The sequence below is a fragment of the Pseudomonas sp. CAU 1711 genome, from assembly GCF_039888625.1.
In the GTDB taxonomy this organism is placed as follows: Bacteria; Pseudomonadota; Gammaproteobacteria; order Pseudomonadales; family Pseudomonadaceae; genus Aquipseudomonas.
This window is the reverse complement of the sequence record NZ_JBDQQT010000004.1, coordinates 15,180-37,449: the sequence shown is the minus strand read 5'-3', so window position 1 is coordinate 37,449 and position 22,270 is coordinate 15,180. Positions and strand designations below refer to the sequence as shown.

General features: G+C 67.5%; 17 protein-coding genes. 8 read left to right on the top strand and 9 right to left on the bottom strand.

The window, feature by feature from the left end; all coding sequences use genetic code 11:
* The 6 genes from AAFN46_RS05325 to AAFN46_RS05300 form a co-directional block, all read right to left on the bottom strand.
* Complete coding sequence (locus AAFN46_RS05325; RefSeq protein ID WP_347807654.1) at nucleotides 1-1,452, bottom strand: efflux transporter outer membrane subunit; 1,452 nt, start codon at nucleotides 1,450-1,452, stop codon at nucleotides 1-3.
* A complete protein-coding gene (locus AAFN46_RS05320) occupies nucleotides 1,449-4,556 on the bottom strand; it encodes an efflux RND transporter permease subunit (protein WP_347807653.1) in 3,108 nt (1,035 codons plus the stop codon). Before AAFN46_RS05320 ends, AAFN46_RS05325 begins: the two co-directional genes overlap by 4 nt.
* 169 nt (nucleotides 4,557-4,725) lie before the next feature.
* Nucleotides 4,726-7,818, bottom strand: coding sequence for an MdtB/MuxB family multidrug efflux RND transporter permease subunit (locus AAFN46_RS05315; RefSeq protein WP_347807652.1), 3,093 nt, complete (start codon nucleotides 7,816-7,818; stop codon nucleotides 4,726-4,728).
* A complete protein-coding gene (locus AAFN46_RS05310) occupies nucleotides 7,815-9,020 on the bottom strand; it encodes an MdtA/MuxA family multidrug efflux RND transporter periplasmic adaptor subunit (RefSeq protein ID WP_347807651.1) in 1,206 nt (401 codons plus the stop codon). The genes AAFN46_RS05315 and AAFN46_RS05310 overlap by 4 nt, the downstream gene beginning before the upstream one ends.
* Before the next feature lie 284 nt (nucleotides 9,021-9,304).
* On the bottom strand, nucleotides 9,305-9,805 hold the full coding sequence (gene tpx / locus AAFN46_RS05305; RefSeq protein WP_347807650.1) for a thiol peroxidase: 501 nt from the start codon (nucleotides 9,803-9,805) through the stop codon (nucleotides 9,305-9,307).
* A gap of 95 nt (nucleotides 9,806-9,900) precedes the next feature.
* The gene (locus AAFN46_RS05300; RefSeq protein ID WP_347807649.1) at nucleotides 9,901-10,542 is read right to left on the bottom strand and encodes a GNAT family N-acetyltransferase; all 642 of its coding nucleotides are present in this window, start codon (nucleotides 10,540-10,542) and stop codon (nucleotides 9,901-9,903) included.
* 132 nt (nucleotides 10,543-10,674) lie between these two features.
* Here AAFN46_RS05300 and xthA point away from each other — a divergent pair, with 132 nt between their 5' ends.
* The 4 genes from xthA (at nucleotide 10,675) to AAFN46_RS05280 (ending at nucleotide 14,291) form a co-directional block, all read left to right on the top strand.
* A complete protein-coding gene (gene xthA, locus AAFN46_RS05295) occupies nucleotides 10,675-11,487 on the top strand; it encodes an exodeoxyribonuclease III (protein WP_347807648.1) in 813 nt (270 codons plus the stop codon).
* A 92-nt stretch (nucleotides 11,488-11,579) separates the two neighbouring features.
* On the top strand, nucleotides 11,580-12,944 hold the full coding sequence (locus AAFN46_RS05290; protein ID WP_347807647.1) for a substrate-binding domain-containing protein: 1,365 nt from the start codon (nucleotides 11,580-11,582) through the stop codon (nucleotides 12,942-12,944).
* A gap of 178 nt (nucleotides 12,945-13,122) precedes the next feature.
* Nucleotides 13,123-14,112: a TerC family protein gene (locus AAFN46_RS05285; protein WP_347807646.1), complete on the top strand. Its 990-nt coding sequence runs from the start codon at nucleotides 13,123-13,125 to the stop codon at nucleotides 14,110-14,112.
* Nucleotides 14,112-14,291, top strand: a complete 180-nt coding sequence (locus AAFN46_RS05280; RefSeq protein ID WP_347807645.1) for a hypothetical protein — start codon at nucleotides 14,112-14,114, stop codon at nucleotides 14,289-14,291. The genes AAFN46_RS05285 and AAFN46_RS05280 overlap by 1 nt, the downstream gene beginning before the upstream one ends.
* Before the next feature lie 186 nt (nucleotides 14,292-14,477).
* Here AAFN46_RS05280 and AAFN46_RS05275 read toward each other — a convergent pair whose 3' ends face one another.
* The gene (locus AAFN46_RS05275; RefSeq protein WP_347807644.1) at nucleotides 14,478-15,707 is read right to left on the bottom strand and encodes an acyl-CoA dehydrogenase; all 1,230 of its coding nucleotides are present in this window, start codon (nucleotides 15,705-15,707) and stop codon (nucleotides 14,478-14,480) included.
* Nucleotides 15,708-15,839: 132 nt separating this feature from the next.
* On the opposite strand from AAFN46_RS05275, the gene AAFN46_RS05270 reads away from it, so the two are divergent.
* Nucleotides 15,840-16,769 carry a LysR family transcriptional regulator gene (locus tag AAFN46_RS05270; RefSeq protein ID WP_347807643.1) on the top strand — a complete coding sequence of 310 codons (930 nt, stop codon included), beginning with the start codon at nucleotides 15,840-15,842 and terminating at the stop codon, nucleotides 16,767-16,769.
* A 129-nt stretch (nucleotides 16,770-16,898) separates the two neighbouring features.
* Here AAFN46_RS05270 and AAFN46_RS05265 read toward each other — a convergent pair whose 3' ends face one another.
* Both AAFN46_RS05265 and AAFN46_RS05260 read right to left on the bottom strand, forming a co-directional pair.
* Complete coding sequence (locus AAFN46_RS05265; protein ID WP_347807900.1) at nucleotides 16,899-18,026, bottom strand: acyl-CoA dehydrogenase family protein; 1,128 nt, start codon at nucleotides 18,024-18,026, stop codon at nucleotides 16,899-16,901.
* 8 nt (nucleotides 18,027-18,034) lie between these two features.
* Nucleotides 18,035-18,802 carry a 3-hydroxyacyl-CoA dehydrogenase gene (locus tag AAFN46_RS05260; RefSeq protein ID WP_347807642.1) on the bottom strand — a complete coding sequence of 256 codons (768 nt, stop codon included), beginning with the start codon at nucleotides 18,800-18,802 and terminating at the stop codon, nucleotides 18,035-18,037.
* Between the two features lie 103 nt (nucleotides 18,803-18,905).
* On the opposite strand from AAFN46_RS05260, the gene AAFN46_RS05255 reads away from it, so the two are divergent.
* The 3 genes from AAFN46_RS05255 to AAFN46_RS05245 all read left to right on the top strand — a co-directional run bounded on the left by AAFN46_RS05255 (nucleotide 18,906) and on the right by AAFN46_RS05245 (nucleotide 22,186).
* A complete protein-coding gene (locus AAFN46_RS05255) occupies nucleotides 18,906-19,295 on the top strand; it encodes a MerR family DNA-binding transcriptional regulator (protein WP_347807641.1) in 390 nt (129 codons plus the stop codon).
* Between the two features lie 29 nt (nucleotides 19,296-19,324).
* The gene (locus tag AAFN46_RS05250; RefSeq protein ID WP_347807640.1) at nucleotides 19,325-20,488 is read left to right on the top strand and encodes an isovaleryl-CoA dehydrogenase; all 1,164 of its coding nucleotides are present in this window, start codon (nucleotides 19,325-19,327) and stop codon (nucleotides 20,486-20,488) included.
* A 93-nt stretch (nucleotides 20,489-20,581) separates the two neighbouring features.
* Entirely contained in the window at nucleotides 20,582-22,186 is a 1,605-nt protein-coding gene (locus AAFN46_RS05245) for a carboxyl transferase domain-containing protein (protein WP_347807639.1), read from the top strand.
* Nucleotides 22,187-22,270 lie beyond the last annotated feature (84 nt).

Here is a 22,270-nt window from a genome sequence, read left to right as displayed (position 1 = left end):
CTATTGCTCGGCAGCGAGCCCCTGCCAGCCACCGCCCAGGGCGGCGATCAGCTGTACGCTGGCGATCAGGCGGCTGCCCTGCAGGCTCAGGCGGGTTCGCTCGTTGCTTAGCGCGGTGGTCTGCACGCTGACCACATCGGTGAACTCAACGGTGCCGGCCTTGTACTGGTTGAGCAGCAGCCGCAGCGACTCGCGTGCGGCGTCCAGCGCCTCCTGCTGCACGGCCGCCTCGCGCTCCAGCACGGCCAGCTGCACCAGGTAATCCTCCACCTCGCGGAAGCTGCTCAGCACCGTCTGCCGGTAGTCGGCCACGGTCTGGTCGTAGCTGGCCTCGGCCTGCTCGACGCGGGAACGGATCAGGCCGCCATCGAACAGGTTGAGGGCGAAGGACGGGCCGATCGACCAGAAGCGGTTGGGCGAGCTGATCCAGTCGTCCAGGCCGCCGCTGCGGTAGCCGCCAGTGGCGGACAGGCTCAGCTCTGGATAGTAGGCGGCTTCGGCCACGCCGATCTCGGCGTTGGCGGCCATCACCCGGCGTTCGGCGGCGGCCACGTCCGGGCGGCGCTCCAGCAGGGTCGAGGGCAGGCTGAGCGGCACGCCGGGCAGCGCCGGCACGTCATCGCGCACCGCCAGTTCGAACGCCGACGGCGCCACGCCGACCAGCACGGCGATGGCGTGCTCGAGCTGGGCGCGCTGGTATTCGATATCCACCGCCTCGGCCTCGGTGCCCTTGAGCTGGGTCAGCGCCTGGGTCACGTCGGATCTGGGCACTATGCCGGCCTTGTACTGGTTCTCGGCGATGCGGTAGGCCTGCTTGTAGGTCGCCACGGTCTCGTCGAGCAGGTGTTTCTGCCGGTCCAGCACGCGCAGCTGCAGGTAATTCTGCACCAGCTGCGACTGCTGGCTGAGGCGCACCGCGGCCAGGTCGGCGGCGCTGGCGTCGAGACCGGCGTTCTCCGACTCCAGCTGGCGGCGCAGCTTGCCCCACAGGTCCAGCTCCCAGCTCACGCCGAGGCTGGTCTCATAAGTCTTCGACACGGTCGAGGCATTGGCGCCACTGACGCTGACGCCTTCGCTGGTGCCGATGGTGCTGTCGCCGCCGCCCTGCCCGGCGCGGGTCACGCCGGCGTTGAGCCCCAGGCTGGGGAACAAGCCCGCCCGCGCGCCGCGCACCAGGGCCTGGGCCTGGCGGTACTGGGCGGCGGCCGAGGCCAGGTTCTGGTTGTTCGCGTCGAGTCGCTCGATCAGCGCGTCCAGCTCGGCGTCGCCATAGAGCTTCCACCAGTCGTCACGCAACTGAGTGTCGGCCGGCGCGGCAGACTTCCAGCCGGCCGCCTGCTTGAACTCGACCGCCGGGGCGCTGGTCGGGCGCAGGTAGTCGGGGCCGACGGCGCAGCCGGCCAGCATCAGGGCGGCCAACAGGAAGGAAAGGCGAGGCAGTGCGTGTTTCATAGCGGAGTTTCCAGGGCGGCATCGCTGCGCACGCCGCGCCAGCGGTTGACCCGGTGGCGCAGGCGGTCGAGGTAGAGGTAGACCACCGGGGTGGTGTAGAGGGTGAGCAGCTGGCTGAGGATCAGCCCGCCGACGATGGCCAGGCCCAGCGGCCGACGCATCTCGGCGCCTTCGGCCTGGCCCAGCAGCAACGGCAGCGCGCCGAGCATGGCGGCCAGGGTGGTCATCATGATCGGGCGAAAGCGCAGCAGGCAGGCGCGGCGGATTGACTCCTGCGGGCTCAGGCGCTCGCTGCGCTCCAGCTCCAGGGCCAGGTCGATCATCAGGATGGCGTTCTTCTTCACCACGCCGATCAGCAGGAACAGGCCGAGCAGCGAGACCATGCTGAACTCGCCGCCGGTGAGCAGGATCGCCGCCAGCGCGCCGACCCCGGCCGACGGCAGCGTGGAGAGGATGGTCAGCGGGTGGATGTAGCTCTCGTAGAGGATGCCGAGGACGATGTACACCACCAACAGGGCGAACAGGATCATCAGCGGCTGGCCCTGGGCCTCCTTCGCGAACTGGCCGCCGGTGCCACCGAGCAGGCCCTGCACCTCGGTGGGCAGGTTGAGCTCATTCACCGCCTTGCGGATCGCCGCGTTGGCCTGGTCCTGGGTCACGTCCGGCGCCAGGCTGTAGCCGATGCTCTCGGCGGCGAACTGACCCTGGTGGTTGACCCGGTCCTCCTCCAGGCTGCGCTCCCAGCGGGCGAAGCCGGACAGCGGCACGCGCGCGCCATCGGCGGCGATCACCTGGATCTGGTCGAGGGCCTCCGGATACTGGGCCTGCTTCGGGTCGATCTCCATCACCACGCTGTACTGGTTGAGCGTCTCGTAGATGGTGGAGATCTGCCGCTGGCTGAAGGCGTTGTTCAACACGCCGGTGATCATCGCCATGTCCACGCCCAGGCGCTGCGCCGTGGCACGGTCCACCACCAGGGTGATCTGCTGGGCACCCTCACCCTCGTTGGCGTCGATGTCGACCAACTCGGGCAGCGCCGCCAGGCGGTCGCGCACCTTGGGCGTCCACTCCTTGAGCAGCTCGAGCTCGCTGGCCAGCAGCACGTATTCGTTCTCCGAGCTGCGACCCTGGCGGCCACCGAACTGCAGATCCTGGTCGGACATCAGCATCAACCGCGCGCCGGGCACCTTGGGCAGAGTCTCGCGCAGACGATCCATCACTTCGCGGGCCGAGATGTCGCGCTCGCCGATGGGCTTCAGGCGCACCACCAGGAAGGCGTTGTTGATGCCGCTCTCGCCGCCGATGAAGCCGGCCACGCTGTGGATCGCCGGGTCCTTCAGCAGGCCGTCGCGGAAGGCGTCCATCTTCGGCTGCATGACCTGGAACGACAGGCCGTCGTCGCCGCGTACGAAGCCGATCAGCTGGCCGGTGTCCTGCTCGGGCATCAGCGTCTTGGGCACCGTGGCGAACAGGTAGAAGTTGCCGGCGATGGTCAGCAGCAGGCTGAACAGGGTCAGCTTGGCATGCGCCAGGGCCCACTCCAGGCCGCGCCCGTAGAACGCCAGCACGCGCTCCTGCACCCGCGCGCCGAGCCGCTGCAGGCGGCCCGGTTCGCGCGCCTCGTCCTCGGCCTTGAGCCAGCGAGCGCAGAGCATGGGCGTGAGGGTCAGCGACACGGCCATGGAGATGAGGATGGCGGCGGTCAGGCTGACGGCGAACTCGCGGAACAGGCTGCCGACTATGCCGCCCATGAACAGGATGGAGAGGAACACCGCGACCAGCGACAGGTTCATCGACAGCAGGGTGAAGCCCACTTCCTGGGCGCCCTTGAAGGCCGCGGCCATGGGCTTCTCGCCGGCCTCGATATGCCGCGAGATGTTCTCCAGCACCACGATGGCGTCGTCCACCACCAGGCCGGTGGAGATGATCAGCGCCATCAGCGACAGGTTGTTCAGCGAGAAGTCCAGCAGGTACATCACGGCGAAGGTGCCGACCAGCGAGACCGGCACCGCCAGCGCCGGAATCAGCGCGGCGCGCCAGCGGCCGAGGAACAGGAATACGACCATGATCACCAGCGCCACGGCGATCAGCAGGGTGCGTTCGGCCTCGTGCAGGCTGGCGCGGATCACCGGCGAGCGGTCCATCGCCACCGCCAGCTCGGCGCTGGCCGGCATCACCGCCTCCAGCGCCGGCAGCTCGGCACGAATGCCCTCGATGGTCTCGATGATATTGGCCCCGGGCTGGCGGTTGACCACCAGCAGCACGGCCTTCTCCGCGTTGTAGAAGCCGGCGTTGTAGCGGTTCTCCACCGAGTCGGCGACCGTGGCCACGTCGCTCAGGCGCAGCGGCGCGTTGTTCTGGTAGCGGATGATCAGGTCGCGGTAATCGGCGGCCTTGTGCAGCTGGTCGTTGGCCTGGATCTGCCAGTGGCGGTCGGCATCTTCCAGCGCGCCCTTGGGGCGGTCGCGGTTGGCCTGGTCGATGGCGCCCCGCACCTCGTCCAGGGCCACGCCGTACTGGTCCAGCAGGCGCGGCTCGAGCTGCACGCGCACGGCCGGCAGCGAACTGCCGCCGACCTGGATCTCGCCCACGCCCTGCACCTGCGACAGCTTCTGCGCGATCACCGTGGAGGCCAGGTCGTACAGCTGGCTCTTGTCCAGCTGCGGCGAGGTCAGCGACAGCACCATGATCGGCGCCTGCGAGGGGTTGTACTTCTTGTAGGTGGGCATGCTGCGCATGCCGCTGGGCAGCAGGTTGCGCGCGGCGTTGATCGCCGCCTGCACCTCGCGGGCGGCGGCGTCCACGTTACGCCCGATCTCGAACAGAATGATGATGCGCGTGCTGCCCTGGCTGCTGCGGCTGGTCATCTCGCTGATGCCGGCGATGCTGCCGAGCGCCCGCTCCAGCGGCGTGGCGACGCTGGAGGCCATGGTCTGCGGGCTGGCGCCCGGCAGGTTGGCGCTGATGACGATGGCCGGGAAGTCCATGTTCGGCAGCGGCGCCACCGACAGCAGGCGGAAGCTGAGCAGTCCGGCGAGGATGATCGCCAGGCTCAGCAGCAGGGTGGCCACCGGCTGGCGGATAAAGGGGGCGGAGAGGTTCATTGGCCTTCTGCCCTCACCCCAACCCTCTCCCGGTGGGAGAGGGGGCAGTCCGCGTAGGGCTGGTAGCCCTTCCCTTCTCCCCCCGGGAGAAGGTGGCCCGCAGGGCCGGATGAGGGACGAGTCGCCTGCACCACCCTCACCCCGGCCCTCTCCCAGAGGGAGAGGGAGTTCATGCCGCCACCCCCGCCGCGCTGCGCCCCAGCAGGCGCCGTGACATGCGGTCGAAGGCCAGGTAGATCACCGGCGTGGTAAACAGCGTGAGGATCTGGCTCAGCAGCAGGCCGCCGACCATCACCAGGCCCAGCGGCTGGCGCAGCTCGGCGCCGGAGCCGCTGGCCAGCATCAGCGGGATGGCGCCGAACAGCGCGGCCAGGGTGGTCATCAGGATCGGGCGGAAGCGCAGCAGCGCAGCGCGACGGATGGCGTCCACCGGCGCCATGCCCTGATGCCGCTCGGCCTCCAGGGCGAAGTCGATCATCATGATGGCGTTCTTCTTGACGATGCCGATCAGCAGGATGATGCCGATGATGGCGATCAGGCCCAGGTCGTTGCCGCTCAGCAGCAGCGCCAGGAGCGCGCCGACACCGGCCGAGGGCAGCGTCGAGAGGATGGTGATGGGGTGGATGTAGCTCTCGTAGAGCACACCCAGCACGATGTACATGGTGACGATGGCCGCCAGGATCAGCAGCAGGGTCGAGTCCAGGGAGGCGCGGAAAGCCTCGGCGGCGCCCTGGAACTGGCTCTGGATGGCGGCCGGCAGGCCGATCTCGCGCTCCACCCGCTCGATCACCTGCACCGCCTCGCCGAGCGACACGCCCGGCGCCAGGTTGAACGACAGGGTCACCGCCGGGAACTGGCCAATATGGTTGATCAGCAGGCTGGCCGGGCGCTCTGTGACGTGCGCCAGCGAGGCCAGCGGCACCTGGCCGCCGCTGGCGGTGGCCACGTGAATGCCTTGCAGGGCCTGCGGCCCCAGTTCGCCGGCGCCCATGCTCTCCAGCACCACGCGGTACTGGCTGGCCTGGGTGAAGATGGTGGAAATCTGCCGCTGGCCGAAGGCGTCGTACAGCGCATCGTCGATGGCGCCGACGCTTACGCCCAGGCGCGCGGCGGCGTCGCGGTCGATCTCGAGGAACAGCTGCAGGCCACGGTTCTGCAGGTCGCTGGCGACGTCGCGCAGCTCAACCTGCTCGCTCAGCGCGGCCACCAGCCGCGGCGTCCACTGCTCCAGCAGCGCGCCGTCCGGCGACTCCAGGCTGAACTGGAACTGGGTACGGCTGACCCTATCCTCGATGGTCAGGTCCTGCACCGGCTGCAGGTACAGGGCGATGCCCGGCACCTCGGCCAGTTGCGGGCGCAGGCGCTCGATCACCTCGCTGGCGGTGACGTCGCGCTCGCGATGCGGCTTGAGGTTGATCAGCAGACGACCGCTGTTCAGGGTCGGGTTGTCGCCGTCCACGCCGATATAGGACGACAGGCTGGCGACATCCGGGTCGCGCAGGATCACCGCCGCCAGGCGCTGCTGGCGCTCGCTCATGGCCTTGAACGAGATCGACTGCGGCGCCTCGGAGATGCCCTGGATCAGCCCGGTGTCCTGCACCGGGAAGAAGCCCTTGGGCACCGCCAGGTAGAGAATCACGGTAAGCGCCAGGGTGCCGATGGCTACCAGCAGGGTCAGGCCCTGATGGCGCAGGGTCCAGCCCAGGCCGACGTCGTAACGGGCGATCAGGCCCTCGATAAAGGCACCGGCTGCGCGGTAGAAGCGGCCCTGCTCTTGCTCCTTCTCGGCCTTGAGCAGGCGCGCGCACATCATCGGCGTCAGGGTCAGCGACACCACCAAGGAGATCAGGATGGCCACCGCCAGGGTGATGGCGAACTCGCGGAACAATCTCCCCACCACGTCAGCCATGAACAGCAGGGGGATCAGCACCGCGATCAGCGAGAAGGTCAGCGAGATCAGGGTGAAGCCGATCTGCTTGGCGCCCTTGAGCGCGGCGTTGAACGGTGTCTCGCCCTCCTCCAGATGGCGGGCGATGTTCTCCAGCATGACGATGGCATCGTCGACCACGAAGCCGGTGGCGATGGTCAGCGCCATCAGGGTCAGGTTGTTGACCGAGAAACCGGCCAGGTACATCACGCCGAAGGTGCCGATCAGCGACAGCGGCACGGCGATGGACGGGATCACGGTGGCCGATACCTTGCGCAGGAACAGGAAGGTCACCAGCACCACCAGGGCGATGGCCAGCACCAGTTCGAACTGCACGTCCCTGACCGCCGCGCGGATGGTCTGGGTGCGGTCGGTGAGCACCTGCACTTCCAGGCTGGCCGGCAGCGCGGCGGTGATCTGCGGCAGCAGCCTGTGGATGCGGTCGACCACCTCGATCACGTTGGCGCCGGGCTGGCGCTGGATGCTCAGCAGCACCGTCTCGTTGCGGTCGGCCCAGGCCGCCAGACGCTCGTTCTCGGCGCCGTCCTCCACCCGGGCGACATCGCCCAGGCGCAGCGCGGCGCCGTTCTCGTACTTGAGGATCAGGCCTTGGTATTCGGCGGCGGACTTGAGCTGGTCGTTGGCATCCAGTTGGGAGACCCGGGTCGGGCCGTCGAAGTTGCCCTTGGGCTGGTTGACGTTCTGCCTGCCGATCAGCTCGCGCACGTCGGCCAGGTTGAGGCCGTGGCTGGCCAGGGCCTGCGGGTCGGCCTTGATGCGCACGGCAGGGCGCTGACCGCCGGCCAGGCTGACCAGGCCGACGCCGCTGATCTGCGCGATCTTCTGCGCCATGCGCGTGTCGATCAGGTCGTGCACCTGGGTCAGCGGCAGGGTGCTGGAGCGGATCGCCAGGGTCAGCACCGGGGTATCCGCCGGGTTGACCTTGTTGTACACCGGCGGCGCCGGCAGGTCGTCGGGCAGCAGGTTGCTGGCCGCGTTGATGGCCGCCTGCACCTCCTGCTCGGCCACGTCCAGATTGACCTCCAGGGTGAAGCGCAGGGTGATCACCGAGGCGCCGCCCGAGCTGGTCGAGGACATCTGTTTGAGCCCCGGCATCTGCCCGAACTGGCGCTCCAGCGGCGCGGTCACCGCGCTGGTCATCACCTGCGGGCTGGCGCCCGGGTAGAGGGTGAGCACGCGGATGGTCGGGTAGTCGACCTCCGGCAGCGCGGAGACCGGCAGCAGGCGGTAGGCGATCAGACCAGTGAGGAAGATCGCCACCATCAGCAGCGTGGTGGCGACCGGCCGCAGGATGAACAGGCGCGAGGTGTTCATGCGTCCTGCTTCTGTTCGGCCTGGCCCTGGGGCTGCGCCAGGGCGCCCGGCTGGTTGCCGATCACCTGCACCTGGCTGCCGTCCTTGAGTTTGTCGGTGCCTTCCAGCACCAGGCGTTCGCCGACCTTGACGCCCTCTTCCACCAGGCTGGTGGCGCCGTCGCTGGCGCCGACCCGAATGTCGCGAATCTCCACCTTGTCATCGCCAGCGAGGACGAAGACGAAGGTGCCACGGGCGCCGAACTGCACGGCGGCGGACGGGATCAGCGTGGCCTGCTGGCGGGTCTCCACGCGCAGGCGCACATTGACGAACTGGTTGGGAAACAGGCGCTCGCCGGCATTGGCGAAGCGCGCCTTGAGCCTGACGGTGCCAGTGGCCAGGTCGATCTGGTTGTCCAGGCTGTGCAGCTCGCCCTCGGCCAGCAACTGCCGCTCGCCACGGTCCCAGGCCTCTACCCGCAGCTTCTGCCCGTCGCGCACCTTGGCCAGCACCGGTGGCAGATCCTTCTCCGGCAGGGTGAAGTTGACGGCGATCGGCTCGACCTGGGTGATCACCACCAGGGGCGTGCTGTCGCTGCTGCGCACCAGGTTGCCGAGGTCCACCTGGCGCAGGCCGAGGCGACCGGCAATCGGTGCGCGGATGCGGGTGAAGTCGAGATTGAGGCGGGCCTCGGCGACGGCGGCCTGATTGCTCTTCACCGTGCCCTTGTACTGGCCGACCAGCGCCCGCTGGGTGTCCAGAGTCTGCTTGGCGATGCTGTCCTCGGCGTACAGGCCCTGGTAGCGGGCCAGGTCGATCTCGGCGTTCTTCAGCTGCGCCAGGTTCTGCGCCAGGGTGCCTTCGGCCTGCTGCAGCGCCACCTGGTAGGGGCGCGGGTCGATCTGCGCCAGCAGGTCGCCGGCCTTGACCAGCTGGCCCTCCTCGAACAGCACCTTGACCAGCTCGCCGTCCACCCGCGAGCGCACGTTCACCGTATTCAGCGCGGTGACGGTGCCGAGGGCCTTGAGTTCGATGGGAAAGTCGCCGCTGCCGACCTCGGTCAGGCGCACCGGCACCGGACCCTCCCAGGGACTGTTGCCTTCCGCCTTGCCCTGCTCCGGCTTGGCGGACAGCAGCCACCAGAGCAGCGAGGCGCCGAGCAGGACGACCAGGGCGAGAGGCCAGCGGCGGGAAATGCGGGAGGTGGCGCGAGAGTCGGGCATGATGCGGAATCACTTTCCTGAGGAGGATGCACGATAAGTACTCCCCGCCCCCAGGCAAAGAGGCTTTACCGCCTATTTACCCTTCTTTGACGTAACAAGAAGTTGGAAATTTAGAAACGACAACGGCCTGCGCAGGGCAGGCCGTTGTCGACAACACAGCGTAGGGGCTCGCGAGCTAGAGAAAATCAAGGCGGAAGCGACTGAGGAAGCGGAGTTTACAGGTAGTAAATGAGCATTCCGAAGCCGCTTCCAACACAGTTTTTCCGACGCGCAGCAGCCCCGGATTACTTGAGCGCGGCGATGGCGGCAGCGTAGTCCGGCTCATCGGCGATCTCGCCGACCAGCTCGCTGTGCAGCACCTTGCCCTGCTCGTCCAGCACCACCACGGCGCGGGCGGCGACGCCGACCAGCGGGCCGCTGGCGATGGCCACGCCGTAGTCCTTGAGGAAGCTGGCGCCGCGCATGGTCGACAGGTTGATCACGTTGCTCAGGCCTTCGGCGCCGCAGAAGCGCGCCTGGGCGAACGGCAGGTCGGCGGAAATGCACAGCACCACGGTGTTGGCCAGGCCGCCGGCCTCTTCGTTGAACTTGCGCACCGAGGTGGCGCAGGTCGGGGTGTCCACGCTCGGGAAGATGTTGAGTACCTTGCGCTTGCCGGCCAGGCTGGCCAGGGTCACGTCGGAGAGGTCCTGGCCGACCAGGCTGAACGCCGGGGCCTGCTGGCCGACCTGCGGCAGTTGGCCATCGACCTGAACCGGATTGCCCTTGAGGGTTACTTGAGCCATTGCTTGTTTCCTTGCTGAGGTGATGCCGGGGTCACGGCTCCCGACGGAAGAATGCCGGCAAGTGTGACCGGCCGGTGCCGTCCCGGCAACCCGCGCTAGCCCAGAGCCTGGGTCAGTGCCTGCGGGTTGGGGTGAAAAAACACGTGCTCGCGAATCGGGCCGACCGCCACCTCGCCGATTTCCTCGTAGCCCTGGCGCTTGTAGAACTCCAGGTAATGCGGGTTGCCGGTGTCCAGCACCACGCCCTGGGAGCCGGCGTCCTCGGCGCACCAGTCGTGCAGCGCGGCGAGCAGCTTCTCGCCCAGTTGCTGGCCCTGGAACTCCGGGTGCACGCCGAGCAGCGGCAGCACGTGGTAGGGGCCGGGCGGCAGGCAGGCGAGCACCGCGTCGTGGTACTCCAGGTAGCGCCTGGTGCAGCGGAAGCCGGCGGTGAGCAGCATGCGCAGGCGCCAGCCCCAGCTCTCGGTGATGTCCAGGCGGCGGATCGGCGGCGCGATCAGGGCGATGCCGACCAGGCGCTCGTCGATCAGCAGGCCGATGGCCGGCAGCTCCTCGGCGAAGTGCTGCTGCACCAGCTCGCGCACCGTGGCGCGCACGCGCTGGTCGAAGCCGGGCCGCTCGCTCTCGAACAGGTAGGCGAAGGTCGGGTCGTGGCGGTAGGCGTGGTACAGCAGCGAGCGGGCCTCGCGGACGTAGCCATGGTCGAGCATGCGGACTTCGGCACTGCGATGGGGCATCGGGCTGACCTCGATTGTTATTGGTCTGGCGGGTCGAAGGCCACGTTAGCACCGCCCACCGGAGGCTGCCAGAAGCTGGCCGTCGCCGGAGCGCTGGGCTAGCATCGCTGTTTTACTCGCCGGTAGCCCTCCATGAAGATCGTTTCCTTCAATATCAACGGCCTGCGCGCCCGCCCCCATCAGCTGCAGGCGCTGATCGACAAGCACCAGCCGGACGTGATCGGCCTGCAGGAAACCAAGGTGGCCGACGAGCAGTTCCCGCAGGACGAGATCCGCCAGCTCGGCTACCACGTGCACTACCACGGCCAGAAGGGCCACTACGGCGTCGCCCTGCTCTCGCGCGAGAAGCCGCTGGAGATCCACAAGGGTTTTCCCGGCGACGAGCAGGACGCGCAGCGGCGCTTTATCTACGGCACCTTCGCCGATGCCCAGGGCAACCCGGTGACCGTGATGAACGGCTACTTCCCCCAGGGCGAGAGCCGCGACCATCCGACCAAGTTCCCCGGCAAGCAGCGCTTCTACGCCGACCTGCAGCGGCTACTGGAGGAACGCTTCGACCCCAGCCAGGCGCTGGTGGTGATGGGCGACATCAATATCTCCCCGGAAGACTGCGACATCGGCATCGGCGAGGCCAATCGCCTGCGCTGGCTGAAGACCGGCAAGTGCAGCTTCCTGCCCGAGGAGCGCGAGTGGCTGGCGACCCTCAAGGGCTGGGGCCTGGTGGACAGCTTCCGCCAGCTCAACCCGACGGTGAACGACCGCTTCAGTTGGTTCGACTACCGCAGCCGCGGCTTCGAGGACGAGCCCAAGCGCGGCCTGCGCATCGACGTGATCCTGGCCACCGCCGCGCTGCAGGCGCGCTTCAAGGACGGCGGCATCGACTACGAACTGCGCGGCATGGACAAGCCCTCCGACCATGCGCCGATCTGGCTGGAGCTGAACTGAGCGGCGGGGTTACGCTCCGCTGTCACATATCCGCAATCTTTTAGACTTATTCTCCGCGACGCCAAACCTCTCTAGAACAAGGTGTTCGCTCAATGTCGCAAGCCCAGCCAGTCAGCAATCGGCATATCTTCAACCATGCCTATGTGTGGTTGTTCCTGGCGTTCATCTGCTACGCCCTGCCTTGGTCGGTGTTCGCCGCCGAGGCCAACACCCTGCTGCGCATCCAGGGCTCCAACACCATTGGCGCCAAGCTGGGCCCGGCGCTGGTGGCCGGGCTGTTCGAGAGCCAGGGCTTCGCCAATGTGCGCACGGTGTCGGGAGCGGAGAACGAGCTGCAGGTGCAGGCCGAGAACCAGCTGGGCCGCACCCTGCAGGTGAGCGTGGCGGCCCATGGCTCGGGCACCGGCTTCGCCGCCCTGCAGGACGGCAGCGCCGAGTTGGCCGCCTCCTCGCGGCCGATCAAGGACGGCGAGGTCCAGGCCCTGCAGGGGCTGGGCGACATGCGCGGCGCCGACGCCGAGCAGATCATCGCCATCGATGGCCTGGCCATCATCGTCAACCCGAGCAACCCGGTCGCCGCGCTGACCACCGAGCAGCTGGCCGCCGTGTTCGCTGGCGAGATCAAGGACTGGAAGGCCCTGGGCGGCAGGCCCGGGCCCATCGTCCTGTATGCCCGCGACGACAAGTCCGGCACCTACGACACTTTCAAGGAGCTGGTGCTGGCCGCCAACGGCAAGAGCCTGGCCGCGGGCGCCAAGCGCTTCGAGTCCAGCGACCAGCTGTCCGATGGCGTCAGCCAGGACCCGGCCGGCATCGGCTTCATCGGTCTGCCCTATATCCGTCAGAGCAAGGCCCTGGCCATCGCCGCCGGCGAGTCGCAGCCGATGCTGCCGAGCACCACGCTGATCGCCACCGAGGACTACCCGCTGTCGCGCCGCCTGTTCCTCTACAACCCGCCGGGCACGCCCAACGAGTGGGTGCAGGCCCTGGTGCAGTTCGCCCACAGCGAGGCCGGCCAGGCGATAGTGGCCAAGAGCGGCTTTATCCCGCAGACGGTACAAGCCGTGCAGGTCGAACCCAGCGCCGGGATGCCCGAGGACTACCGCAGGCTGGCCGCCGAGGCGCAGCGCCTGTCGGTGAACTTCCGCTTCCAGGAAGGCAGCGCCGAGCTGGACAACAAGGCGCTGCGCGACGTACAGCGCGTGCTCGACTATCTCAAGGCCAACGACAAGATGCGCCAGAAGGTGGTGCTGGTCGGTTTCGGCGACCCGAAGAACGACCCGGCGCGCGCCGCCCTGCTGTCCAAGCTGCGCGCCATGGCCGTGCGCCGCGACCTGTCCAAGGGCGGGGTGCTGTTCCGCGAGATCACCGGCTTCGGCGACGAGATGCCGGTGGCGGCCAACAGCGGCGACGACGGGCGAATCAAGAACCGCCGGGTCGAGGTGTGGGTGTATTAGTCCCCCTCTCCCTCTGGGAGAGGGTAAAAAGCTGAGTTTGCCGAACCCCGCAAGCAGCTCTAGCCTTGTAACTGGACGACCGCGCAAGGCGGTCGCCAGTGACGCCGGGCCCCTCTGGCGGCGCGCCCAACGCCGCGATGTCGGAGTCACTGTCTGACAGGCAGCGACGGAGGGGCACATGGAACAACTGCTGGCATTTCTCACCACTCCCCTGCTCGGCACCGCCACCTGGCTGTGGTTGAGCTTCCTGTCCATCGTCCTCGCCCTGCTGGTGCTCGACCTCGGCGTGCTGCACCGCGACCAGCACGAGATCGAGATGCGCGAGAGCCTGCTGCTGTACAGCGGCTACTTCAGCGTCGGGGTGCTGTTCGGCCTGTGGGTCTGGCACGAACTGGGCGCGCAGAGCGCGCTGGAGTTCTACACCGGTTTCCTGGTCGAGCAGTCGCTGTCGATGGACAACGTGTTCGTCATGGCGATGATCTTCGGCTTCTTCGGCATTCCCCGGCGCTACCAGCACCGGGTGCTGTTCTGGGGCATCCTCGGAGTCATCGTGCTGCGGGCGATCATGATCGGCCTGGGCACGGCGCTGGTGCAGCGCTTCGACTGGGTGCTCTATGTATTCGGCGCCTTCCTGCTGTTTACCGGGGTGAAGATGCTGTTCACCCACGAGGAACAGCACCCGGACCTGGCGCAGAATCCGCTGCTGCGCTTCCTGCGCCGGCATATCCGGGTCACCGAGGAGCTGCACGAGGGCCGCTTCCTGGTGCGCAAGCGCCCGCCGGGCGGCGAGCGTCACCTGCTCTACGCCACGCCGCTGCTGCTGGCCCTGGTGCTGATCGAGCTGGCCGACCTGGTGTTCGCCGTGGACAGCGTGCCGGCGGTGTTCGCCATCACCCAGGACCCGTTCATCGTCTACACCTCGAACATCTTCGCCATCCTCGGCCTGCGCTCGCTGTACTTCGCCCTGGCGGCGCTGATGCACCGCTTCGTCTACCTCAAGTACGCCCTGGCCCTGGTGCTGATCTTCATCGGCGGCAAGATCTTCCTGCACGGTTTCATCGGCAAGGTCCCCGCCCTGCTCTCGCTCGCAGTAACCTTCGGCCTGTTGGCGGGCGGCGTGCTGCTGTCCCTGCTGAAGACCCGCGACCGACGCGGGCAGGTGCCCTGATGGAAGTATTCATCGACCGACTGGAGCGCAGGGGCCAGGTGTTCTGGCTGGTGCGCATGGGCCGCCGCAGCCTGAGCTTTCACGAGGAGCTGGCGGCACGCACCTTCGCCGCCCAGCTGCACCAGCGCCTGGAGTGGCTGCGCCAGCAGGCGCAAAGCGAGGACAGCGAAGAAGGTTGAATGCGCGGCCGTAGCCCGAATGCAATCCGGGAAGCAGGAGACGCCTGAGGTGGGCTGCCGCTGCGCGGCGAGACCACCCTACGCATGGGCCTCATGCATTGAGTAGGGTGTACTCGCCGCAGGCAGTACACCTGGCGCAAACGACAAGGCCCGCTCGCGCGGGCCTTGTGCATTGGCGAACCGCGATCAGCGGCTGGCCTTCATCTCCTCGCGCGACACGTACTTGCCGACCTCGAACTTGCCGATAGCCGCGCGGTGCACCTCGTCCGGGCCGTCGGCCAGGCGCAGGGTGCGCTGCATGGCGTACCAGTAGGCCAGCGGGAAGTCGTTGCTGACGCCGGCGCCGCCGTGGATCTGGATGGCGCGGTCGATCACGTTGAGCGCGACATTGGGTGCCACCACCTTGATCTGGGCGATCTCGCTGGCGGCGATCTTGTTGCCCACGGTGTCCATCATGTAGGCGGCGTTCAGGGTCAGCAGGCGAGCCTGGTTGATCTCGATGCGCGAATTGGCGATATGGTCGATATTGCCGCCCAGGCGCGCCAGCGGCTTGCCGAAGGCGGTGCGACTGACGGCGCGCTTGCACATCAGCTCCAGCGCACGCTCGGCCATGCCGATGGAACGCATGCAGTGGTGGATGCGCCCCGGGCCGAGGCGGCCCTGGGCGATCTCGAAGCCGCGGCCCTCGCCGAGCAGCACGTTGTCATAGGGCACCCGCACGTTCTCGAACACCACTTCGGCGTGGCCGTGCGGGGCGTCGTCGTAACCGAATACCGGCAGCGGGCGGACGATCCTCACCCCGGGGGTGTCGCTCGGCACCAGGATCATCGAGTGCTGCTGATGACGCGGCGCCTCCGGGTTGGTCAGGCCCATGAAGATCATGATCTTGCAGCGCGGGTCGCAGGCGCCGGAGGTCCACCACTTGCGGCCGTTGATCACCCACTCGTCACCCTCGCGCACGGCGTTGGCCTGCATATTGGTGGCATCCGAGGAGGCCACGCCCGGCTCGGTCATGGCGAAGGCGGAGCGGATCTCGCCGGCCAGCAGCGGCTCCAGCCACTGCTTCTTCTGCGCCTCGCTGGCGTAGCGCACCAGGGTCTCCATGTTGCCGGTGTCCGGCGCGGAACAGTTGAACGGCTCGGCGCCGATCAGCGAGCGGCCCATGATCTCCGCCAGCGGCGCGTACTCCATATTGGTCAGGCCGGCGCCGTACTCGGATTCCGGCAGGAACAGGTTCCACAGCCCCTCGGCTTTGGCCTTGGCCTTGAGCTCCTCCATGATCGCGGTCGGCTGCCAGCGGTCGCCAGCGTTGACCTGCTCTTCGAACACGGCCTCGGCCGGGTAGACATAGGCCTCCATGAACGCGCTGACGCGCTCACGCAGTTGCTGAACCTTGGGGGAGTAGGCGAAATCCATGTGGGCACCTTGGTGGTTGGCTTCGGTATGCAAATGATGCTAGAACAGCACCCACGATTTATCTAAGCTATTTTCCTGCCTTATCAACATTCATAAGCGATATGCGATAGGGCTTGCAGCACGGAGCGGGACATGAATCTGAACAAGGTCGATCTCAACCTCTTCATCGTCTTCGACGCCATCTACAGCGAGGCCAACCTGACCCGCGCCGGGCAGATCGTCGGCATCACCCAGCCGGCGGTGTCCAACGCCCTGGCCCGCCTGCGCGAGACCTTCAACGATCCGCTGTTCGTGCGTACCGCCCAGGGCATGGTGCCCACGCCCATGGCGCAGAACATCGTCGGCCCGGTGCGCAACGCCCTGCAGCTGTTGCGCGTGTCGGTGCAGGAGAGCCGTACCTTCGACGCCAAGCAGGCGAACAAGACCTACCGCATCAGCATGACCGACCTCTCCGAGCAGATCCTCCTGCCGCCGCTGTTCCAGCGCCTGCGCCGGCTGGCACCCTCGGTGCAGATCGAGAGCTTCCAGGCCAAGCGCCGCGAGACCACCAAGGAACTGGCCGCCGGACGCCTGGACTTCGCCGTGGACGCGCCGCTCAACACCGACCCGCAGGTGCGCCACGTCAAGCTGCTGGAAGACCGCTACGTCTGCGCCATGCGCCCCGGTCACCCGCTGGCCAAGGCCAAGCTGAGCCTGGACGAGTACCTGTCGCTGGCGCATATCCAGATCTCCAGCCGCCGCAGCGGCCTCGGCTACATCGACCTGTCGCTGGGCAAAATGGGCCTGCAGCGCAAGGTCGCCCTGCGCTCGCAGCATTACCTGATGGCTTCCAGCGTGCTGCACGACACCGACATGGCGGTGACCGTGCCGGAGCGCTTCGCCCGCCGCCACGGCCTGCACTTCGTCGAGCTGCCGGTCAGCGATATCCCCGCCCTGGAGACCCACCTGTACTGGCACGAGAGCACCGACCAGGACCCGGCCAACCGCTGGATGCGCGAGCAGCTGATCGAACTGGCCCAGCAGGTGATCGCCCAGGAGAAGAAGGCCGCCGAGTCGGCCTGATGCTTCGAGCTCCCTCTCCCTTCGGGAGAGGGCCGGGGCGGCCGGCGTACCGGTGAGGGTTTTTCAAGCCACTCCGCGCGGCCTATGACACCCTCACCCCAACCCTCTCCCAGGGGGAGAGGGGAAGTTTCAGAGCCCGCGCGCAATCACCATACGCTGCACGTCGGAAGTGCCTTCGTAGATCTGGCACACGCGCACGTCGCGGTAGATGCGTTCGACCGGGAAATCCTTGAGATAGCCGTAGCCGCCCAGGGTCTGGATGGCCGCCGAGCAGACCTTCTCCGCCATTTCCGAGGCGAACAGCTTGGCCATCGAGGCTTCGGTCAGGCACGGCATGCCGGCCTCGCGCAGGCTGGCGGCGTGATGCACCATCTGCCGCGCCACGGCGATCTGGGTGGCCATGTCGGCCAGGCGGAAGGCCACCGCCTGGTGCTCGATGATCGGCTTGCCGAAGGTCTTGCGCTCGTGGGCGTAGTCGCGGGCCGCCTCGAAGGCGGCGCGGGCCATGCCCACCGACTGCGCGGCGATGCCGATGCGCCCACCTTCCAGATTGGCCAGGGCGATGCGGTAACCCTCGCCCTCCTCGCCCAGGCGCAACGAGGCCGGGATGCGCACCTCGTCGAGCTGGATCTGGCAGGTGTCCGAGGCGTGCTGACCGAGCTTGTCCTCCACCCGCACCACCGAGAACCCGGGGCTGTCGGTCGGCACGATAAAGGCGCTGATGCCCTTCTTGCCCGCCGCCGGATCGGTCACGGCGAAGACGATCATCATCCCGGCATGGCTGCCGGAGGTGATGAACTGCTTGGCGCCGCTCAGCACGTAGTGATCGCCGTCGCGTCGCGCGCGGGTGCGCAGGTCGCTGGCGTCCGAGCCGGCCTGCGGCTCGGTCAGGGCGAAGGCGCCGAGCATGGCGCCGCTGGCCAGCGGCTGCAGGAAGTGCTCCTTCTGCGCCTGGCTGCCGAACTTGAGGATCGGCATGCAGCCCACCGAGTTGTGCACGCTCATGATGGTCGAGCAGGCGCCATCGCCGGCGGCGATTTCCTCCAGGGCCATGGCATAGGCCAGGTGGCCGGTGGCTGCGCCGCCCCACTCCTCCGGCACCAGCATGCCCATGAAGCCCAGGTCGGCCATTTCCTTCAGGGCCTCGGCGGGGAAGCGGTGCTCGCGGTCCCAGTCGGCGGCGAAGGGCTTGAGCCGCTCCTGGGCGAACTGGCGGGCCATGTCGCGGATCAGGATGTCCTGTTCACTGGGCAGCATCATTCACCTCACTTGGCGGCCATGCGCAGCGCGCCATCGATACGGATGGTCTCGCCGTTGAGCATGGGGTTCTCGACTATGTGGCGGACCAGCGCGGCGTACTCGCCCGGGCGCCCCAGGCGCGGCGGGAACGGCACGTCGGCGGCCAGGGAATCCTGCACCTCCTGGGGCATGCCGGCCATCATCGGCGTCTCGAAGATGCCGGGGGCGATGCACATCACGCGGATGCCCGAGCGCGCCAGGTCGCGCGCCGCCGGCAGGGTCATGGCGGCCACGCCGCCCTTGGAGGCGGCATAGCCGATCTGCCCCATCTGCCCGTCGAAGGCCGCCACCGAGGCGGTGTTGACCACCACTCCGCGCTCACCACCCTCGTTCGGCTCGTTGCGGGCCATGGCCTCGGCGGCCAGGCGCAGCATGTTGAAGCTGCCGACCAGGTTGACCTCGATGGTGCGGCGGAAGCTGTCCAGACCGTGCACGCCCTTGCGTCCGAGCACCTTCTCGGCCGGCGCGATGCCGGCGCAGTTGATCAGCCCGTGCACCGCGCCGAAGGCCTGCAGCGCATCATTCACGGCGGCCTGGCCATCGGCCTCGCGGGTGATATCGCAGCGCAGGAAGCGCGCCCGCTCGCCCAGCTCGCTCACCGCCGCGGCGCCGGCCTCGGCGTTGACGTCGAGCAGCAGCACCCGGGCGCCCAGGCCGACCAGTTCGCGGGCGCTGGCCAGGCCCAGGCCGGAGCCGCCGCCGGTGATCAGGAATACGCTGTCTTCGATACGCATGGGCTGTCCTCGTGCGGAAAAGAAACTGGCATCGGCCACCGCCGACATTGACAGGCAGATTGGCACAGGCTTACGTTAACGTAAAGGTCAACGAGCAAAACCCATGTCCACCACCTATTCGATCTCCGATCTGGCCCGCGAACTGGACGTCACCACCCGCGCCATCCGCTTCTACGAGGAGCAAGGCATGCTCGCCCCCGAGCGGCGCGGGCAGGAGCGCGTCTACCGGCCCAAGGACCTGGTCGCCCTCAAGCTGATCCTGCGCGGCAAGCGCATCGGCTTCTCCCTGGCCGAGTGCAAGGAGCTGATCGACCTGTACGACCCCAGCAGCGGCAACCGCAAGCAGCTGGAAACCTTCATGAGCAAGATCGCCGCGCGCCGCGCCCAGCTCGAACAGCAGCTGCTCGACATCCAGCAGATGCAGCTGGAGCTGGACACCGCCGAAGAGCGCTGCCTGGCCGCGCTGGCCGCGACCGCAGCGGCGAACGCCTAACCCGATAACGACAAGACACAGGTGCCACCATGAGCTATCCGACCCTCAACTTCGGTCTCGGCGAGACCATCGACATGCTGCGCGATGCCGTCTACCAGTTCGCCCAGGCCGAGCTGGCGCCGCGCGCCGCGCAGATCGACCGCGACAACGAGTTCCCCATGGACATGTGGCGCAAGTTCGGCGACATGGGCCTGCTCGGCATGACCGTGGAAGAAGAGTACGGCGGCACCAACATGGGCTACCTGGCCCACGTGGTGGCCATGGAGGAGATCAGCCGCGCCAGCGCCTCGGTCGGCCTGTCCTACGGCGCCCATTCCAACCTGTGCGTCAACCAGATCCGCAAGAACGGCACTCACGAGCAAAAGCTCAAGTACCTGCCCAAGCTGTGCTCCGGCGAGCATGTCGGCGCCCTGGCCATGAGCGAGCCGAATGCCGGCTCCGACGTGGTGTCGATGAAACTGCGCGCCGAGAAGCGCGGCGACCGCTACGTGCTCAACGGCAACAAGATGTGGATCACCAACGGCCCGGACGCCAACACCTACGTGATCTACGCCAAGACCGACATCAACGCCGGCTCGCGCGGCATGACCGCATTCATCGTCGAGCGTGACTTCAAGGGCTTCTCCCGCCACCAGAAGCTCGACAAGCTGGGCATGCGCGGCTCCAACACCTGCGAGCTGGTGTTCGAGGACTGCGAAGTGCCGGAAGAGAACATCCTAGGCGCCGAAGGCAGCGGCGTGCGCGTGCTGATGAGCGGCCTGGACTACGAACGCACCGTGCTCTCCGGCGGCCCGACCGGGATCATGAGCGCCTGCATGGACGTGGTGCTGCCCTACGTGCATGAGCGCCAGCAGTTCAAGCAGTCGATCGGCGAGTTCCAGCTGGTGCAGGGCAAGCTGGCCGACATGTATGCCGGCATGAACGCCTCCAAGTCCTACCTGTACAACGTGGCCAAGGCCTGCGACCGCGGCGAGGAGTCGCGCAAGGACGCCGCCGCGGTGATCCTCTACACCGCCGAGATGGCCACCAAACTGGCGCTGGACACCATCCAGCTGCTGGGCGGCAACGGCTACACCAACGAGTACCCGGCCGGCCGCCTGCTGCGCGACGCCAAACTGTACGAGATCGGCGCCGGCACCAGCGAAATCCGCCGTATGCTGATCGGCCGCGAGCTGTTCAACGAAACAAAGTAAGCGGCAAGCGACAAGCCTCAAGCGGCAAGCAGAAGCGCCCCGGTGTTCTTGCTTGCGGCTTGTAGCTTGCGGCTTGCGGCTCATGGAGAAGCCATGATCCTGCACACCCAGATCAACACCCGCTCGCCGGAGTTCGCCGCCAACAGCGCGGCCATGCTCGCCCAGGTCGAAGACCTGCGCGCCCTGCTCGCCCGCGTTCATGAGGGCGGCGGCGCCAAGGCCCAGGAACGCCACTGCTCACGCGGCAAGCTGCTGCCGCGCGAGCGCATCAACCGCCTGCTGGATCTCGGTTCGCCCTTCCTCGAAGTCGGCCAGCTGGCCGCCTATGAGGTGTACGGCGAGGACGTGCCGGCCGCCGGCGTGGTCGCCGGCATCGGCCGCGTCGAAGGCGTCGAGTGCATGATCATCGCCAACGACGCCACGGTTAAAGGCGGCAGCTACTACCCGCTGACCGTGAAGAAGCACCTGCGCGCCCAGACCATCGCCCAGCAAAACCGCCTGCCGTGCATCTATCTGGTCGACTCCGGCGGCGCCAACCTGCCGCGTCAGGAGGAAGTGTTCCCGGACCGCGAGCACTTCGGCCGCATCTTCTTCAACCAGGCCAATATGAGCGCCCTGGGCATCCCGCAGATCGCCGTGGTCATGGGCTCCTGCACCGCCGGCGGCGCCTATGTGCCGGCCATGAGCGACGAGACCATTATGGTCCGCCAGCAAGCGACGATCTTCTTGGCGGGCCCGCCCCTGGTAAAGGCCGCCACCGGCGAGGTGGTGACCGCCGAGGAGCTGGGCGGTGCCGACGTGCACTGCAAAACCAGCGGCGTGGCCGACCACTATGCCGAGAACGACGAGCACGCCCTGGCCCTGGCCCGCCGTAGCGTGGCCAACCTCAACTGGCGCAAGCTCGGCCAGTTGCAGGCCCGCACGCCCATCGCCCCGCTGTATGGTAGCGATGAGCTGTACGGGGTGATCCCGTTGGATTCCAAGCAGCCCTTCGATGTGCGCGAAGTGATCGCGCGCGTGGTCGACGGCAGCGAGTTCGATGAGTTCAAGGCCCTGTTCGGCACCACCCTGGTCTGTGGCTTCGCCCATATCCACGGCTACCCGGTGGCGATCCTGGCGAACAACGGCATCCTGTTCGCCGAAGCGGCGCAGAAAGGCGCGCACTTCATCGAACTGGCCTGCCAGCGCGGCATCCCGCTGCTGTTCCTGCAGAACATCACCGGCTTTATGGTCGGCAAGAAGTACGAGGAAGGCGGCATCGCCAAGCACGGCGCCAAGCTGGTCACCGCCGTGGCCTGCGCCAAGGTGCCGAAGTTCACCGTAATCATCGGCGGCAGCTTCGGCGCCGGTAACTACGGCATGTGCGGCCGCGCCTACGACCCACGTTTCCTGTGGATGTGGCCCAACGCGCGCATCGGCGTGATGGGCGCCGAGCAGGCCGCCGGCGTACTGGTGCAGGTCAAGCGCGAGCAGGCCGCCCGCGCCGGCCACCCGTTCAGCGACGAGGAAGAGGCGCGCATCAAGCAGCCCATCGTCGCCCAGTATGAACAGCAGGCCCACGCCTACTACTCCAGCGCCCGCCTGTGGGACGACGGCGTGATCGACCCGGCGCAGACCCGCGACGTGCTCGGCCTGGCCCTGTCCGCCAGCCTCAATGCGCCCATCGAGCCGACCACCTTCGGCGTATTCAGAATGTAACCCCCCTCTCCCTCCGGGAGAGGGGTCGGGGGTGAGGGACGGTTCGTAGAACGCCGACCTCCCTCACCCCAACCCTCTCCCGAG